This window comes from Intrasporangium zincisolvens, from assembly GCF_034724055.1.
Lineage (GTDB): Bacteria > Actinomycetota > Actinomycetes > Actinomycetales > Dermatophilaceae > Monashia > Monashia zincisolvens.
The window spans coordinates 952,345-966,870 of record NZ_JAWIIL010000001.1 but is presented as its reverse complement, the minus strand read 5'-3'; the positions used below and the strand labels follow the sequence as shown (position 1 = coordinate 966,870).

The following is a 14,526-nucleotide window of genomic DNA, read 5'->3' as shown; positions in this document are numbered from 1 at the left end:
CCAAGGCCTGTGCGTGCGCTGCAACCTCACCAAGGAACAACCCGGCTGGCACACCCACCTCACCGAACCCGGCCCAATTCACGCCGACGACCCTCCCCACACGGTCGAGATCACCACCCCGACCGGACACCGCTACACCTCGACCTCACCACCCGTCCTACCGGGAACCGACGAGTCCCCGCGTGGTGCGCCCGCGATCGACAGTCCGGGCCGGCCCGTGGCCCTGGAGCTCTACCGAACCGGGCCGATCGAGCTCGAGCTGGCGAGCTGACCGAGAGCATCGCTCGGCCCTCAGAGCACGAGCTTCATCCGCGGCGCGGTCGTCAGCTCGAAACCGAGCCGCTCGTAGAGGCGCCGCCCGTCGGGCGTGGCACTGAGGTCGACGCGGTCGGCGTCGATCGACCGCGCCCACGCCACGACGTCGCGCACGAGGAGCGTGCCGTGTCCTCGGCCCCGCTGGTCTGGCACCGTCACGACGTTGGCGAGCCGAACCGTTCGCCCACGCGGGCAGTACGGGTTCGGCACGCCGAGCTCGAGCGTCCCGATCGCGGTGGCGACGATCTCACCGCTCGCCTCCACCACCGGAAGACGGGCCGTCGCCGGATCGTCGACGACGTGCGCGAACCACTCCCGGGCCCGGGGCCGCCAGGGCGCCTCGACGTCGTCGACGCCCTCGTCGAAGACCATCGCCCAGAGCCGGAGGAGCCGGTCGACGTCCGACGGTCTGGCCCGGCGGAGCACACCCGCGCCCGGAGCGCCCGTCACCACCGCGCCACCGTCACGTCAGAAGGTCTCGCCCGTGAGCCGCTCGTAGGCCTCGACGTACTTGGCGCGGGTCTGCTCCACGACGCGGGCGGGCAGCTCGGGCGGAGGGCCGCCGGCCTTGCGGTCCCAGCCCGACTCGGAGGAGGTGAGCCAGTCGCGGACGAACTGCTTGTCGTAGGAGGGCTGCGGGTGGCCGGGCTCCCACAGCTCGGCCGGCCAGAACCGCGACGAGTCGGGGGTCAGCACCTCGTCGGCGAGCACGAGCCCGCCGGAGCCGTCGGGAGCGACGCCGAACTCGACCTTGGTGTCGGCGATGAGGATGCCGCGCTCGGCGGCGATCTCGTTGCCTCGCGCCAGGATCGCGCGGGTCAGGCGCGACACCTCGGCGGCGACGTCGGCACCGAGCTCGGCCTCGACCTCGGCCGGCGTCATCGGCAGGTCGTGCTCGCCGACGGGCGCCTTGGTCGTCGGCGTGAACACCGGTTCGGGCAGCTTCGAGCCGTCGACGAGCCCCTCGGGCAGTGCCACCCCCGACACCGACCCCTTCTCGCGGTACTCCTCGAGACCGCCGCCCGTGAGGTAGGCGCGCGCGATCGCCTCGACCTTGAGCATGTCGAGCCGGCGCACGACCACGCCGCGACCGGCCACGGCGTCGGGCACGTCGGTGGACACGACGTGGTTGGGCACGAGGTCGGCCAGCTGGTCGAACCACCACAGCGACAGACGCGTCAGGACCGCGCCCTTGTCGGGGATCTCGGGCGACATCATCCAGTCGTAGGCCGAGAGCCGGTTCGAGGCGACGAGGAGCAGCCGGTCGGGCACGACCTCGCCCGCGGCGTCGAGCGGCGCGTAGAGGTCGCGCACCTTGCCGGAGTAGACGTGCTCGTAGCCGGGGAGGTCCAGGGGTAGGTCGGTCACGCGCACAGCCTGCCACCTGCTGAGGCGGTCGGGCACGGCGCGTTCGGGGGGAAGGGGCAGGTTCACGACAGGGCCTCCTTGAGGGCGTCGACGTCGAGGACGGTGGACAGGCTGCGACGCGCGCGGTGCAGGCGGGACTTCACGGTGCCCTCGGCGACGTCGAGGGCGGCGGCGGCCTCGGCGACCGAGCAGTGCGACCAGACGACGAGCTCGACCACCTCGCGCTGCACGGACGGGATGCGTGCCAGGGCCCGACGCACCTCGCTCATCCGCTGCTCGTCGTCGACGCGGGCCGCAGTCGATGCCGCGTGGTCCGCCGCGACCACGCCGCCGGCGTCGGCCTCGAGGCGCCCGTGCAGGAGTCGCTGCCGCCTCGCCGTACGCACGACGTTGGCGCACTCCTGACCGGCCATGACGAGCAGCACGGCCCGGGCGGTCGGCGCACGGAGCGGGTCCACGGCACCGTCGAGGGCCCGGCGCCACACGGCGGTGAAGGTCGCCTGCACGACGTCCTCCGCGGCAACCCAGGACGCCGTCCGCCGGAAGGCGAAGTTGTACACCGCGTCGCAGTGCCGGCGGTACAGCTCCGTCAGGGCGCTGCCGTCGGCGCCGGCCAGCCGGCACCACAGCGCCCGGTCATCGGGCGGTGCGCCGGCCCCGGGCGACGGCCCGCCCCTGGTCGAGGTGAAGACGCTCATGTCGGGAAGAGTCCGGCTCGAGCCGTCGGGTTCGCCTCAGCCGACGGTGATCAGGCCTCGTTCGGCACCGAGGGCAATGTCGGTGCGGTGGTGCGAGCCGGGCAGGTCGATGACGGCGACGGCGTCGTAGGCCGCCTTCCGGGCCTTCGCGAGCGTCGACCCGACGGCCACGACGTCGAGCACGCGCCCACCGGCGGACACCAGCTGCCCCGACGCGTCGAGCGCCGTGCCGGCGTGGAGGACGACGACTCCGGGCACCTCGGCCGCCGCGTCGAGGCCGGTGATCGGGTCGCCGGTGCGTGGCGACGCCGGGTAGCCCTCCGAGGCGATGACGACGACGACCGCGCGGTCGTCGGACCAGCGCAGCCGGCCGAACTCGCCGAGCGAACCGGTGGCCGCGGCGAAGAGCAGCTGCGCGAACGGCGTCTCGAGGCGGGCGAGCGAGGCCTGGCCGTCGGGGTCGCCGAGGCGCGCGTTGAACTCGACGACCCTGGGCCCGCGCGAGGTCAGCGCGAGACCGACGTAGAGGATGCCGACGAAGGGCGTGCCGCGTCGTCGCATCTCGTCGATCGTCGGCTGGGCGACGCGAGCCACGATGTCGTCGGCGAGGCCCTCGGGAGCCCACTCGAGCGGCGAGTACGCCCCCATGCCACCGGTGTTCGGGCCGGCGTCGTCGTCGGCGACGCGCTTGAAGTCCTGAGCCGGCGAGAGGGCGACGACGCTCCTGCCGTCGCTGATGCAGAACACCGACACCTCGGGACCGTCGAGGAACTCCTCGACGACGACGCGTCCGCCGTCCTTGGCCAGGCACGCGCGGGCGTGCTCGACGGCCGCGTCGCGCGACTCGGTGACGACGACCCCCTTGCCGGCAGCGAGCCCGTCGTCCTTGACGACGTACGGCGCGCCGAGGGCGTCGAGGGCGGCCTCGACCTCCTCGACGGTCTCGCACACGTGCGCCAGCGCGGTCGGCACGTCGGCGGCGGCCATGACCTCCTTGGCGAAGGACTTGCTGCCCTCGAGCCGCGCGGCCTCGGCGGACGGGCCGAACACGGCCAGCCCGGCGGCGCGGCACGCGTCGGCCACCCCGGCGACGAGCGGCGCCTCGGGCCCGACGACGACGAGGTCGGCCTCGTGCTCGCGGGCGAGTGCCGCGACGGCGTCACCGTCGAGCACGTCGACCGGGACGCAGAGGGCCGTGGCGTCGATGCCCGGGTTGCCCGGGGCCGCGATGACGGCCTCGACCTCCGGGTCGGCGGCGACGGCCTTGACGAGGGCGTGCTCACGGGCACCGGAACCGAGGACGAGGACCTTCACGGCGTCAGCCTATTGGCACCGTCGGTCTCCGCTGCGAGTCTGTCCCGATGCCGAGCACCGACGTCTCCGACGCTCCCGACCACCTCGCATGGCTGGTCTCGACGCTCCAGTCCCACCGCGACGCCGTGCTCTGGAAGCTCGAGGGCGTGCCTGAACACGACGCGCGTCGCCCGCTGACCCCGACCGGCACCAACCTGCTCGGCCTCGTCAAGCACCTCGCGTACGTCGAGTTCGGGTACTGGGGCCCGACGTTCGGCCGCGAGGTGACGGCGTCGCTGCCCGCCTGGGACGACGATGCATCGCCCAACGACGACATGTACGCCTTCGCCGACGAGTCCCGCGAGGACGTCGTCGCGCTCTACCGCGCGGCATGGACCTTCGGCGACGAGACGGTCGCACGCGGCCTCGGCCACCTCGGCCGGGTGCCGTGGTGGCCCGAGGAGCGGGCCCGCGTCGACGTGCGTCTCGTCCTCGGCCACCTCATCGCCGAGACGGCCCGGCACGCGGGGCACGCGGACATCCTGCGCGAGCAGCTCGACGGGAGCGTCGGGCGCTTCCTCGGCCGGGAGAACCTGCCGAAGGAGGACGCGACGTGGTGGCGCGACTACCTCGGACGTGTCGAGGCCGCCGCCGACGCGCACCGCTGAGGGACGCGTCACGTGCGGCTCAGGAGACGGTGGCCAGGCGCTCGAGCAGGCGGTGCCGGACGTCCGGCCACTCGTCGACGAGGATCGAGTGGACCGCGGTGTCGCGCCACGAGCCGTCGGCGCGGCGCACGTCGCGACGCGTCACGCCCTCGAAGACCGCCCCCAGCTTGAGGATCGCCGCCCGCGAGCGGTTGTTGAGCACGTCGGTCTGGATGCGGACCCGGCCGAAGCCGCACGTCTCGAAGGCGTGGGCGAGCAGGAGGAGCTTGCACTCGGGGTTGACGGCCGTGCCCCACCACGACGAGCCGTACATCGTCCAACCGAGGTGCACGTGCTGGCGGGTGAGGTCGACGTCGCCGAGCGAGCTCGACCCGACGATCGTGCCCGCCGCACCGAGCGGAGAGTCCTCGACGAGGCGCACCGTGTAGGCCGTCCGACCGTGCTCTCGGGCCGCCACCGACGCCGCCACGACCGCCTCGGTCTCGGCCAGGCTCTCGTGCGGCCGCGACATGAGGAAGCCCTGCTCGTAGCAGCGCGGGTCGGCGTACACGGCGAACAGTCCCTCGACGTCCTCCGGGTCGGTGACGTCGAGGCGGACGACGCGCCCGACGAGCGGCGCGCCGGTCGGTGGGATGCAGTCCGATTCGCGCATGCCCTGACAGTAGACTTGATGGTTCCCGCGCCGCCCAGGGCGCCCCTTACGTCCATGGATGTCAGTGAGCACTTCGAACGCATCTCCCCAGCGCGCCTCGGCCGCGGTCCCCGACGAGGTGGCCCGCGAGATCGCCGTCGAGCAGGCGCACGTCGACCGGGTCCACGAGGAGCTGGTCAAGGCCGGCGTCCGCGCCGAGTCGGTGCAGGCCGAGGGCCTCTCACGCGGCCAGATCACGAAGTCGGCCGAGGTCGCCTACGAGGAGGCGGCCGGCCTCTTCGAGCGCGACGCCCTGATGTTCCACGCGGCCCGCCGGCGCACCGCCCTCGACACCCAGTACGAGGGCCTCGTCTTCGGCCGTCTCGACATCGACCACGCGATGCTCCGCGCCGAGACCACCCGGGCCAACGGCGCCGGTGCCGGCGCAGCGTCGAACGGCCATGGATCGGCGACCTCGGCGTCCTCGGCGGCCACGGCGTCCGACCCCACCGACCGGGAGGTTCGCTACATCGGCCGGCTCGGCGTCCGCGACGACGACTACGAGCCGCTCGTCATCGACTGGCGCGCGCCCGCCGCGTCCGCCTTCTACCGGGCGACGCCGACCCAGCCGATGGGCGTCCTACGACGCCGGGTGCTGCGCAGCCGCGGCACCACCGTCATCGGCGTCGAGGACGACCTCATGGTGCCCGAGGCGCCGGACGACCTCGTCATCGTCGGCGACGGCGCCCTCATGGCCGCCCTGACCCGCACCCGCGGCGCCCGGATGCGCGACATCGTCGCCACGATCCAGGCCCACCAGGACGAGGCGATCCGCGCGAGCGCCCGCGGCGTCACCGAGATCACCGGCGGCCCCGGCACCGGCAAGACCGTCGTCGCCCTGCACCGCGCGGCCTTCCTCCTCTACTCCGACCGGCGTCGCTTCGAGTCCGGCGGCATCCTCGTCGTCGGCCCGTCGGGCGCCTACACCGCCTACATCGAGCGCGTGCTGCCCTCGCTCGGCGAGGAGAGCGTCACGCTGCGGGCGCTCGGCGACGTCCTCGACGTCGTCAGCACCGAGCGCCTCGACGCTCCCCCGGTCGCCCGGATCAAGGGCTCGGTCCGCATCCGCACCCTCCTCGGCGCAGCCGCGCGCGGGCGCGTCCCCGAGGCGCCCACCGAGTTCCGGGCCATCGTCGCCGGCCGCGCCGTGCGGCTCGAGGCCCGCGACCTCGACCGCGTCCGCTCGCAGGTGCTGCGCCAGCACCAGCGCAACGCGGCCACGGGCGCGGCCCAGGCGGCGCTCGGCGAGGCGGCGTGGACCTCCCTCGGCATCACCGGCGACCGCGACGCCAAGGCCGAGTTCATCGACAAGTGGGAGGACCACCTCGACGTCGAGTCGTTCATGCAGGCCTGGTGGCCGCAGGTCGACCCGCGCCAGGTGCTGCTCTGGCTCGCCGACGAGTCGCTCGTGCGGCGGCACGCCCGCGGCACCCTGCGCGACGACGAGGCGGGCCTGCTCGCCGCGTCGTTCCGCACCGCCCTCGAGACCGGCACGTGGTCGGTGGCCGACGTCGCCCTCGTCGACGACGTCGCCGCCCGGCTCGGCCCGGTTCAGGAGGCCCCGCAGGAGGAGCGCGGCTTCTACGAGATCGAGGAGCTCGACGACCTCAGCCAGTACGGCGTCACCGAGGTGCAGCCGGTGTCGGTGCGCGACGAGAGGCGCGCCGAGGTCGTCGGCGGCGACCCCACCGACCGCCTCCTCGCCGGCCGCATCGGCAAGCCCGACGAGTATGCCCACGTGCTCGTCGACGAGGCCCAGGACCTCTCCCCCATGCAGTGGCGGATGATCGGGCGCCGCGGGCGGCACGCGTCGTGGACCGTCGTCGGCGACGCCGCCCAGGCGTCGTGGCCGGAGGCGGCCGAGGCCGCGGCCGCGCGCGAGGAGGCCTTCGGCAGCCAGCAACGCCAGCACTTCCACATGGACACCAACTACCGCAACGCGCGCGAGATCTTCGACTACGCCGCCGAGATCGTGCGCCGCGAGGTGCCGGACGCCGACATCCCGCAGGCGGTCCGCGAGACCGGCGTCGAGCCGCTCGAGCAGCCGCTCGGCCCCGACGCGTCCGCCTCTGTCGCCTCGGCCGTCGAGGCGCTGCTCGTCGAGGTCGACGGCGCCATCGCCGTCGTGACACCCTCCCGGCACGCGGACGCCCTCGCGTCGGTGCACGGCGCCGGTGACGGACGCGTCCAGGTCGTCGACCCGATGTCGACCAAGGGCCTCGAGTACGACGCCACGGTCGTCGTCGACCCCGACGAGATCGTCCGGGAGTCACCGGGCGGTGTCCGGGTGCTCTACGTGGCCCTGACCCGCGCCGCGCACCGCATGACCGTCCTGTCCCGATAGCTGCGGGAATGCCCGGTCGCGCGGAGCCTGACGCCTTCAGGTAAAGGTTTGTTCAAGTAATCGTCGAACCATCGACTCCTCCTGCGCGGCGCGGGATGATGGTCAGGACGTCGAGGGCGCGCGAACACCCTCCCCGCCGGTCTCCTCCCCCCATCGAGACCCCCTTGACGTCCGGCGCAGTCCCGCCCCCCAATGAGGACTCGCACCGGGCGAGGAGCGAGATGCATCCCCCCTGCATCCCGCCCCTCGCCCGGACCCATGTCCGGGCCTCTTCCGCGTGCGTTCTCCGCGACGGCCGCCCGCCCGCCGACGGTCAAAATTCCGTCAAGCGCTGGCAAACCTTGCGTCGGATCTCTGGCGTCGACCGATCCCGGCCGCCAGATTTGCCGGGCGGTCACCCGGCCGCGCCTCGGGGCCCAACTCACGCAGGAGAGAACTCTTGAAGAAGAGCCTCATCACCACGGCGACCGCCACGGTCGCCATCGCCGCCACGGCACTCGCCATGACCACGACGGGCACCGCCCAGGCCGGCACCAGCGGTGTCGACCGCGCGATCAGCGCGGCCCGCGCGCACGGCGCCGCCTTCGGACTCGACGCGGACCAGGGCCTGACGACCAGGAACGTCAGCACCGACGCCGACGGTGCCACGCACGTCCGGTTCGACCGCACGTTCAAGGGCCTGCCGGTCGTCGGCGGCGACCTCGTCGTCCACACCGACAAGGCCGGCGGCTGGAAGGGCGTCAACGCCGCGGCGTCCGCCGTCCGTGTCGGATCGACGACGCCGACGGTGTCGGCCCAGCGCGCCGCCGACACCGCGGCACGCGACGCCGGCTTCACGGTCCGCACGGCGACGCCGAGCCTCGCCGTCTACGCGCTCCAGGGCCCGGCCCGCCTCGTCTGGAAGACCCAGGTCGACGGCATCGGGGCCCACCAGGAGCCCGCCGGCAAGGTCGTCTTCGTCGACGCCCGCACCGGCTCGGTCGTCGACCAGTGGGCCACCGAGATCAACGACGCCGGCACCGGCAACAGCCTCTACCTGGGCACGGTCACCGTCCAGACGACGCCGTCGGGCGGTCAGTGGCAGATGATCGACGGCACGCGCGGCGGCGCCCGCACCGAGGACGGCAACAACGGCTCGACGTCCTCCACGACCGGCACGCTGTTCACCGACGCCGACAACACGTGGGGTACCGGCTCGAACAGCAACCGCCAGAGCGCGGCCGTCGACGCCGACTTCGGCGTCGGCGCGACGTGGGACTTCTACAAGAACACCTTCGGGCGCAACGGCATCAAGAACGACGGCAAGGGCGCTCGCAGCCTCGTGCACGTCGGCACCAACTGGGTCAACGCGTCGTGGAGCGACACCTGCTTCTGCATGCGCTACGGCGACGGTGACGGCGTCAGCTACGGCCCGCTCGTCTCGCTCGACGTCGCCGGCCACGAGATGACGCACGGCGTGACCTCCGCGACCGCCGGCCTGACCTACGCCCGTGAGTCCGGTGGGCTCAACGAGTCGACCTCCGACGTCATGGGCACCATGGTCGAGTTCACCGCGAACACCGCCGGCGACCCCGGCGACTACCTCATCGGTGAGCGCTTCGCCCTCGGCTCGGCCAAGCCACTGCGCTACATGGACCAGCCGAGCAAGGACGGCGCCTCGGCCAATTGCTGGAGCAAGCGCGTCGGGACGCTCGACGTCCACTACTCCTCGGGCGTCGGCAACCACGCCTTCTACCTGCTCTCCGAGGGCAGCGGCGCCAAGACGATCAACGGTGTCGCCTACAACAGCCCGACGTGCAACGGCTCGACCGTGACCGGTATCGGCCGCGACGCCGCCGCACGCATCTGGTACCGCGCGCTGACGACGTACTGGACCTCGTCCACGAACTACGCGGGCGCCCGGGCCGGGATGCTCTCGGCCGCGGTCGACCTCTACGGCGCCGGCAGCGCGCAGTACGCCGCGACCGCCGCCTCGTGGAGCGCCGTCAGCGTCGGCTGACCGCACCCATCGACCGAAAGAGCAGTCCGTCCTCCGGGACGGACTGCTCTTTCGACTGCGGGGTTGCGGACGTCAGGCCGCGTCAGTGACCGAGGAGCGTGCGGACGCGGTCGGCCCCGACGGCCAGCAGCAACGTCGGCAGGCGCGGGCCGGTGTCCGTGGACACGAGCAGGCGGTAGACGAGGACGAAGAACGCGCGCTGCGCCGCGGACAGCTCGGGGTCCTTGACCTTGGCCTCGGGGTCGATGCCGCGCTGGATCTTCGGCACGGCGTAGACGAGGTGGGTCAGGCCGTCGACCGACCAGTGCTCGTCGAGGCCCTCGACGAGCAGGCGAAGCGACTCGCGCTGCTCGTCGTCGAGGCCGGCGAGCAGGTCGGCGTCGGGGGTCTCGCGCACGATCGTGCGGTCCTCGGCGGGCACGTAGCCGAGCATCCAGCGCTCGGCGCAGTCGAGCCGCGGGCGCAGGTCGTCGGTGGAGCCGACCGGGTTGTCGGGGTCGAGCTCGGACAGGATGCGCACGGCCTGCGCCTCGTCGCCCTGCGTAATGTCGATGACCGAGGCGATGGTGCGGAACGGCATCGGCCGGGGCGTTGCGGGCAGCGCGCCGGACGCGGTCGACGTGGCGCGCAGGTGCGCGGCGAGGTCGCCGGGCTGGGCGTCGCCGCCGGCGACCTTGCGGTTCAAGGCGTCCCACTCGTCGTAGAGGCGCTGCAGCTCGGGGCCGAAGGCGACGTCGAAGCTCTGGTTCGGGCGACGCCGGGCGTAGAGCCAGCGCAGCACCGGCGGCTCCATGACCTCGAGCGCGTCGTTCGGGATCGGCACGCCGCCCTTGGACGAGCTCATCTTGGCCATGCCGGCGATGCCGACGAAGGCGTACATCGGGCCGATCGGACGCTCCCAGCCGAAGACCGGCGCAAGGTCCTTGCCGACGACGAAGCTGCTGCCCGGGCTCTGGTGGTCGACGCCTGACGGCTCGAAGAGCACACCCTCGTAGCCCCAGCGCATCGGCCAGTCGACCTTCCAGACGAGCTTGCCGTCGGTGAACGTGTCGAGGTTGACCGTCTCCGTGTGGCCGCACTTCGTGCAGGTGTAGGCCAGCTCGTGCGAGTCGTCGTCGTAGGCAGTGACGGTGGTGAAGTCGGTGTGGCAGACGCTGCAGTACGGCTTGAACGGGAAGTAGCCCGCGGTGCCCTCGCTGCCGTCGTCCTCGCCCGCCGCACCGGAGCCGCGCTCGGCCTCGGTGGCGGCGGCCGCCTGCTCCTCGGTGAGCTTCGCGGCCTTGGGGTCCTGGCGCTTGCCCTTGCCCGACGCCTTCTGGCGCGCGTCGGCCTCGGCCTCGAGGGTGCGGTACTGGTCGAGCACCTTGTCGATGGCGGCACGCTCGCGCATCGCGAGGAGCACCTGGTCGCGGTAGGCGCCGGCCCGGTACTGCTCGGTCTGGCTGATCTCGCGTACCTCGATGCCCGTGGCGGCCATGGCCTCGAGCAGCGGTGCCTTGAAGTGGTCGGCCCACGTGGCGTGCGGCGAACCGGCCGGCGCGGGCACCGACGTCAGCGGCCTGCCGATGTACTGCTCCCACGACTCGTCGACGCCCTCGAGCCGCTTGGGCACGCGGCGGAACCGGTCGAAGTCGTCCCAGGACAGGATGTGCTCGCACGGGAGGCCGCGCCGCTTGATCTCGTCGGCGACGAGGTGCGGCGTGATCAGCTCGCGGAAGTTGCCGAGGTGGATCGGGCCCGACGGGCTGATGCCCGAGGCGCAGACGATCTTCTCGATGCCGCGGTGCTTCGCCTCGGCGATGACGTCGTCGGCCAGGCGCGTCACCCAGTCGAGCGGCTCGGGAACGGCGGTCGTAGCCGTGTCACTCATGGAAGTCCTTCGGGTTCAAGCAGGTTCGTGGGATGCCGTCAGCTCGCGACGCTGGGCTTGAGCGGGAAGCGCTCGATGATCTCGGAGCGGCCCGGGCCGACGCCGATCGCGGAGACCCGTGCACCGATGAGCTCCTCGACGCGCAGCACGTACTTCTGCGCGTTCTGCGGCAGCTCCTCGAAGGTGCGGCAGTGGGTGATGTCCTCCCACCAGCCGGGCATCTCCTCGTAGATCGGGGTCGCGTGGTGGAAGTCGCTCTGGCTGACCGGCATCTCGTCGTGACGGACGCCGTCGACGTCGTAGGCGACGCAGATCGGGACCGTGTCGAGGCCGGTGAGCACGTCGAGCTTGGTGACGACGAAGTCGGTGACGCCGTTGATCCGCTGGGCGTACCGGCCGATGACGACGTCGAGCCAGCCGCAGCGCCGCGGACGCCCGGTGGTGACGCCGAACTCTGCGCCGGTCTTGCGGAGGAACTCGCCCATGTCGTCGTTGAGCTCGGTGGGGAACGGGCCCTCCCCGACGCGCGTCGTGTAGGCCTTGAGGATCGCGATGACCGAGTCGATGCGCGTCGGGGGCACGCCCGAGCCGGTGCACGCGCCGCCGGAGGTGGCGTTGCTCGACGTCACGTACGGGTAGGTGCCGTGGTCGACGTCGAGGAGCGTGGCCTGGCCGGCCTCGAAGAGGACGGTCTCTCCCCGGTCGAGGGCCTGGACGAGCTCGAGAGCGGTGTCGGTGACCATCGGCGCCAGGCGCTCGGCGTAGGAACGCAGCTCGGTGACGACCTCGTCGACGTCGGCGGCGCGCGTGTTGTAGATCTTGGCGAGCACCTGGTTCTTGAAGGCGAGCGCCGCTTCGACCTTCTGGCGCAGGATGCCCTCGTCGTAGAGGTCTTGGACGCGGATGCCGATGCGGCTCATCTTGTCGGCGTACGTCGGGCCGATGCCGCGGCCGGTGGTGCCGATGCGTCGGCTGCCGAGGAAGCGCTCGGTGACCTTGTCGAGGGTCCGGTTGTACGGCGGGATGACGTGCGCGTTGGCACTGACCTTGAGCTTGCTCGTGTCGACGCCGCGCGCGTCGAGGCCGTCGAGCTCCTCGAAGAGGACGCCGAGGTCGACGACGACGCCGTTGCCGATGACCGGTGTGCAGTTCGGCGACAGGATGCCGGAGGGCAGCAGGTGCAGCGCGTACTTCTCGCGCTTGCCGTCCTTCTCGATGACGACGGTGTGGCCGGCGTTGTTACCGCCGTTGAACTTGACGACGTAGTCGACGCTGCTGCCGAGCAGGTCGGTCGCCTTGCCCTTGCCCTCGTCGCCCCACTGCGCTCCCACGAGCACGATCGCCGGCATCGGTCTGCCTTCCCTTGGTGGTCCGAACCAACGGCAAGGTTATCGGTTCGTGACGCCTGCCCCGGACGCCGTCCGCTCGGGAGCAGCCGACAGGGTCCCGCCGCGTGGTCCCCGGGACTCCGCGTGCGCTCTGCGTTGCTCCACGTGGTGAGCCATCCGCCTGGTGGCTCGTCCTGCGGAGCAACGCAGAGGGCAGACGCGGTGACCGCTCAGGCGACGGGTTGCTGCAGCTCGATCACCCAGTTCTCGGGGTCGTCCATCCCGGACACGTGGTAGATCTCGCGGCACGGCCCGGCGAAGGACAGCCCCCGGGCCTCGACCTCGCGCGAGAGCGTCTGCCACGCCTCGCCGATGCCGCTCAGCGGGCCGCGCAGCGTCGTGACGAGTGCCCGCGGCTCGGCCGGCAGGTCGGCCAGCTCGAGACCAGCGCCCTCGGCCTCGACGGGCCCGACGTCGGGCCCGACGGGGTAGGCAGCGGCGGCGACCATCGCGTCGCCGTCCATCGTGTAGTGGCCGATCGACGGGCCCGCGGGGGTCAGGTGCGCGGCGTGGACGGCGTGGTCGACCTGCCCGAACAGGGGGCCGACGACCTCGCCGACCTGCTGGCCGTCGGACACGCGTCCGGACAGCTGGACGACACGGACCGCGGGCAGCGCCTGCTCGGTGTAGGGGTCGAGCGCGACTGACGGTGACATGGTGTTCTCCTTCTCGATCATCCGGAGACGGTGCTCGACCTGCTCGAGGCGGCCGCGGTCGGCGTCGATCTGCGCGGCGAGCTCGGCCCGACGCAGCCGCAGCATGCCGCGCAGCTGTTCGACGGGCACCTCGTCGCCGAGCAGGCGCCCGCAGTCCTCGAGGGTGAACCCGAGGTCCTTGAGCGCGACGAGCCGGTTGGCCCGGTCCAGCTGCGCGGCCGAGTACGAGCGGTAGCCGGACGCCGGGTCGACGCGGGCGGGCCGGAGCAGGCCGAGGGCGTCGTAGTGGCGCAGCATGCGCACCGACACCCCGGCGAGCCGGGCGAAGTCTCCGATACTCAACATGGTCCCTCCAGCCCATCGCCTGACACCGTGTCAGGGTCAAGCGCCTTCGGGGTCAAGCATTCCGGACGGACCGTCAGACGCGTGCGAGCCAGCCCTCGAGGTACTCCGCGACGCCGTCCTCGCGGTGGTGCCCCGTGACGACCGACGCGGCGTCGAGCGCCGGGTCGACGGCGTTGGCGACCGCAACCGCGGTGCCCGCGACGGCGAACGCCGAGACGTCGTTGTGGTTGTCACCGAAGAAGACGGTGTCGGTGACGTCGACGCCGAGCTCGCCCGCCAGGGCCCGCAGCCCGTCGCCCTTGGAGCAGGCCGCGTTGGCGATCTCGAGGTAGGTGTCCTTGGAGCGGTAGGTCACGAGGCCGGCCCGATCGGCCAGGGCGTCCTCCAGCTGGTCGACGAGGGACGGGTCGCCCATCGCCATCACCTTGTGCGGCGGGCGGGTGTCGACGCGTCCGCTCGCGACGTAGTCGTGCGCCGACGCCTCGCTCGGGTCGACGGCGGTGATGGTCGCCTCGCGCTCGGTCCACTCGTCGGATCCCCAGGCGTACCAGTCGTCCCCGGCGAAGAAGCTGGCGTGGAGGCCTAGTCGCTCGCACACCGCGTAGGCGGCCCTGGCGTCGTCGGGTGCGATGGCGACGTCGGTGACGACGGACCGGTCGGCCCGCAGGACGAGGCCACCGTTGTAGGCGACGAGCGGAGTTGGCTCGACGCCGCAGAGCCGCTCGAGCCCCTCGAGCGAGGCGGGCATGCGCGAGCTGCACAGCACGAACGTGTGCCCCGCCGACCGCACCGCCCGGATGGCGGCGACGGTGCGGTCGGACAGGGTGCGTCGGTGGTCGAGCAGGGTGCCGTCGACGTCGGAGCAGAAGAGCGTCATGAGGTGGGCGGGCG

The 14,526-nt window shown here is 72.4% G+C and carries 12 protein-coding genes and 1 pseudogene; 4 read left to right on the top strand and 9 right to left on the bottom strand.

From position 1 onward, the window contains the following. Nucleotides 1–271, top strand: a pseudogene (locus RY076_RS04385) (hypothetical protein); the annotation flags it as partial. 20 nt (nt 272–291) lie between these two features. On the opposite strand, the gene RY076_RS04380 reads toward RY076_RS04385, so the two are convergent. From RY076_RS04380 to purD, 4 genes are read right to left on the bottom strand one after another with little or no spacing between them, the layout of a single operon-like run. Then, nucleotides 292–768, bottom strand: coding sequence for a GNAT family N-acetyltransferase (locus tag RY076_RS04380; RefSeq protein ID WP_323096374.1), 477 nt, complete (start codon nt 766–768; stop codon nt 292–294). A 15-nt stretch (nt 769–783) separates the two neighbouring features. Beyond that, nucleotides 784–1,689 carry a phosphoribosylaminoimidazolesuccinocarboxamide synthase gene (locus RY076_RS04375; RefSeq protein WP_323096393.1) on the bottom strand — a complete coding sequence of 302 codons (906 nt, stop codon included), beginning with the start codon at nt 1,687–1,689 and terminating at the stop codon, nt 784–786. A 56-nt stretch (nt 1,690–1,745) separates the two neighbouring features. Beyond that, complete coding sequence (locus RY076_RS04370) at nt 1,746–2,381, bottom strand: RNA polymerase sigma factor (protein WP_323096373.1); 636 nt, start codon at nt 2,379–2,381, stop codon at nt 1,746–1,748. A gap of 36 nt (nt 2,382–2,417) precedes the next feature. Then, nucleotides 2,418–3,695: a phosphoribosylamine--glycine ligase gene (gene purD / locus RY076_RS04365; protein ID WP_323096372.1), complete on the bottom strand. Its 1,278-nt coding sequence runs from the start codon at nt 3,693–3,695 to the stop codon at nt 2,418–2,420. A gap of 47 nt (nt 3,696–3,742) precedes the next feature. On the opposite strand from purD, the gene RY076_RS04360 reads away from it, so the two are divergent. Then, nucleotides 3,743–4,342: a DinB family protein gene (locus RY076_RS04360; protein ID WP_323096371.1), complete on the top strand. Its 600-nt coding sequence runs from the start codon at nt 3,743–3,745 to the stop codon at nt 4,340–4,342. 19 nt (nt 4,343–4,361) lie between these two features. Here the strand turns inward: RY076_RS04360 and RY076_RS04355 are convergent, their stop codons facing one another. Continuing rightward, nucleotides 4,362–4,994 carry a GNAT family N-acetyltransferase gene (locus RY076_RS04355; RefSeq protein ID WP_323096370.1) on the bottom strand — a complete coding sequence of 211 codons (633 nt, stop codon included), beginning with the start codon at nt 4,992–4,994 and terminating at the stop codon, nt 4,362–4,364. Nucleotides 4,995–5,052: 58 nt separating this feature from the next. On the opposite strand from RY076_RS04355, the gene RY076_RS04350 reads away from it, so the two are divergent. Next, nucleotides 5,053–7,377 carry a HelD family protein gene (locus RY076_RS04350; protein WP_323096369.1) on the top strand — a complete coding sequence of 775 codons (2,325 nt, stop codon included), beginning with the start codon at nt 5,053–5,055 and terminating at the stop codon, nt 7,375–7,377. A 439-nt stretch (nt 7,378–7,816) separates the two neighbouring features. Beyond that, entirely contained in the window at nt 7,817–9,376 is a 1,560-nt protein-coding gene (locus tag RY076_RS04345) for a M4 family metallopeptidase (RefSeq protein WP_323096368.1), read from the top strand. An 82-nt stretch (nt 9,377–9,458) separates the two neighbouring features. On the opposite strand, the gene lysS is transcribed toward RY076_RS04345, so the two are convergent. The 4 genes from lysS to RY076_RS04325 all read right to left on the bottom strand — a co-directional run bounded on the left by lysS (nt 9,459) and on the right by RY076_RS04325 (nt 14,512). After that, the gene (gene lysS / locus RY076_RS04340; protein ID WP_323096367.1) at nt 9,459–11,246 is read right to left on the bottom strand and encodes a lysine--tRNA ligase; all 1,788 of its coding nucleotides are present in this window, start codon (nt 11,244–11,246) and stop codon (nt 9,459–9,461) included. 38 nt (nt 11,247–11,284) lie between these two features. Beyond that, a complete protein-coding gene (locus tag RY076_RS04335; protein WP_323096366.1) occupies nt 11,285–12,595 on the bottom strand; it encodes an adenylosuccinate synthase in 1,311 nt (436 codons plus the stop codon). A 209-nt stretch (nt 12,596–12,804) separates the two neighbouring features. Beyond that, nucleotides 12,805–13,635, bottom strand: a complete 831-nt coding sequence (locus RY076_RS04330; protein WP_323096365.1) for a MerR family transcriptional regulator — start codon at nt 13,633–13,635, stop codon at nt 12,805–12,807. A 73-nt stretch (nt 13,636–13,708) separates the two neighbouring features. After that, the gene (locus RY076_RS04325; protein ID WP_323096364.1) at nt 13,709–14,512 is read right to left on the bottom strand and encodes a Cof-type HAD-IIB family hydrolase; all 804 of its coding nucleotides are present in this window, start codon (nt 14,510–14,512) and stop codon (nt 13,709–13,711) included. Nucleotides 14,513–14,526 lie beyond the last annotated feature (14 nt).